This window comes from Marinobacter sp. (genome assembly GCF_041690455.1).
Classification (GTDB): Bacteria; Pseudomonadota; Gammaproteobacteria; order Pseudomonadales; family Oleiphilaceae; genus Marinobacter.
In genome coordinates this window covers 1,436-3,544 of record NZ_JAWLHI010000143.1, presented here as the reverse complement: position 1 = coordinate 3,544, position 2,109 = coordinate 1,436, and the positions used below count along the sequence as shown (strand labels likewise).

The following is a 2,109-nucleotide window of genomic DNA, read 5'->3' as shown; positions in this document are numbered from 1 at the left end:
CGCCGGGAAACCGCTATGAATCTCCTCGAGTTGAGCCAGTTCGTCCTCATGAGCGGTCAACAGAGGCCTCAGGGCCGAACAGAAACTCTTGAAGTTCCTCTCTGCTGCCGCGGGCTGGTTCAGGAAGGCGAAGTGCTGTCCGCCACCGGTCCATGGCTGGTAAAAGGGTTCAAACACTTCGCAGAAGCCGAAGGGGCCGTAATCCAGCGTAAAGCCGCCGGCGGCGCAGTTGTCACTGTTGAAATTGCCCTGGCAGTAACCAACCCGGATCCAGTTCGCAACCAGGAAGGCAAAGCGGCTGCGGAACTCCCGAGCGAGCATCACGAGTTTTGTGGGAGTATCGAGTGACGGATCAATAACGCCGCTGTATTCCCGGTCAATCAGGTGCAGTACCAGCTGCTCGAGCTCTTCAAGCGCACGGGGGTGCTCCTGCTTTCGAGCCCTGCGACCGAAAAGTTCCAGCTGGCCCACCCTTGAGCTGTATTTCCCAGCGCTGACCGTTCAGAACAGCCTCCAGTACTGAAATTGCTCGGCCGTCGCCATAGCCGTTGCCGGTCTGGAACGGGCACTGCTGGGTGTATTCGGTGCCGTAGATGGAAAGCGCATAGCCACAGGCCCAACCGACTTTGCTCATCGGCTCCGGTACGTGCGATAGATCTCCGGAGAACATCCGGATAAAGTCATCAGACCGGGCCAGGCTGTCTGCAAAACCCAATTCGCGGAACAAACTCTCGCTGTGGGCCACGTATTCGGGGCTGGTCACAACAAAGCTGGTTTTGCGCGACAATGGATCTTTCATCGCTGTCTGTTCTGCCTCAGGTAAATTGGTGCCGAAGTGCATTTCCGGAACACATAGGGGATAGCGTCTGTTGTGTCTGATTAACCGGAAGCCGAATTGCCTCATAAGAAAAGATAAGATGGATCCATCGCCTTTAAAAGGTTTTAGGTTAGAAATTTGTTCGGGTGTGAGCGATAAAATAGCCACCAATCGATCCCGCGATTGCTCCGCACCAGTGGGACTCAATCAGAATCGGCTGCCCCAGCAAGGCCTCCATCTGCGCCGAACCACCAAACCAGGCCTCAGCAGCAAGCTTGAACGCAAGCACTGCCAGAACCAGCCCCGAAACCACCGGGGCCCGCGAAAAAGCGATGACGGCACCGGCAGCCAACAGTCCGTGTAACAGCCCGGACAGTCCTTCGAACCACAGGATATCCGGGTAAACAAACATCAAGCTGACAGACTGGCCCAGCGCCACCAGGAAGGTCAGCACCAACCAGTGGCGCCCCTGCAGAAACTCACCAAACAGATGCCAGACCAGAACCAGCCCCGCCAGGTTCAGGGCCAGATGGTAGCCGCTTCGGTGAACCCAGTGGCCGGTCAACAACCGCCACCATTCCCCGCCCAGAACAGACGGCCGGTGATACATCAGGGCGTCAGCAACCCCGGCGCCCGACAGGAAAACGGCCACCATCATCAGCCCTGCGCCCAACGGAAAGGCGCAGGAAAACAGGCGGGCCCGGCGCTGCATTATGAGGCTGTAAGGGAACTCAGCGCCCGCCAAAATGATAACTTATCCCAACGGCGGCCAGATCTGTGTCGTCGCGTTCTACCCGGTAGCGGTCAATCGACACGCGGGCAGACCAGGATTCATGAAGCCGGTATTCCAGGCCCAGGCCGAAAACCGCGTCATTACCCATGTTAACGTCCGAGCCACCACCCTCGAAATTCAGGCTTGTACGCCAGCGCAGCATGCCCAACCGACCGGTCACATCCAGATCCTCGGTCAGTGGATAACGGCCAACAGCGGAAAACTCCAGGCCGCGACCTGTTCCCGGCCGGACGTCATCAAGATCAGCGGCACTCAGGCCGGGGTCGGTGCCCGACAGACGGGCGCTAATCTCGCCAAGATCGACCAGCCCGCCTTCGAAGCCAAGATACCGGTTCCACTGGTAACCAATGAAAATGCGGCCAGCCAGGCGATCACTGTCAGTCACCCTTGCCTGGCCCGTCACCCCCGCTGTGTTCAGGCGGTCGTTGATATCTGCGCTGCTGATATCCGTCGAGGCCTGGCCCAGCTGGGCGCCCAGGGACCAGTTACCGCCGTTCTG

General features: G+C 58.7%; 4 protein-coding genes. All 4 read right to left on the bottom strand.

Annotated features, from left to right (window positions below; all coding sequences use genetic code 11):
• The coding region (locus ACESMW_RS18745; RefSeq protein WP_372988480.1) for a protein adenylyltransferase SelO family protein at positions 1 to 471 on the bottom strand (471 nt) is incomplete at its 3' end.
• Positions 410 to 985 (bottom strand): hypothetical protein, encoded by a 576-nt coding sequence (locus tag ACESMW_RS18740; RefSeq protein WP_372988479.1) that lies wholly within the window; start codon positions 983 to 985, stop codon positions 410 to 412. The genes ACESMW_RS18745 and ACESMW_RS18740, both read right to left, overlap by 62 nt.
• Positions 948 to 1,475: a rhombosortase gene (rrtA, locus tag ACESMW_RS18735; protein ID WP_372988478.1), complete on the bottom strand. Its 528-nt coding sequence runs from the start codon at positions 1,473 to 1,475 to the stop codon at positions 948 to 950. The genes ACESMW_RS18740 and rrtA overlap by 38 nt, the downstream gene beginning before the upstream one ends.
• 73 nt (positions 1,476 to 1,548) lie before the next feature.
• The coding region (locus ACESMW_RS18730) for an outer membrane beta-barrel protein (protein ID WP_372988477.1) at positions 1,549 to 2,109 on the bottom strand (561 nt) is incomplete at its 5' end.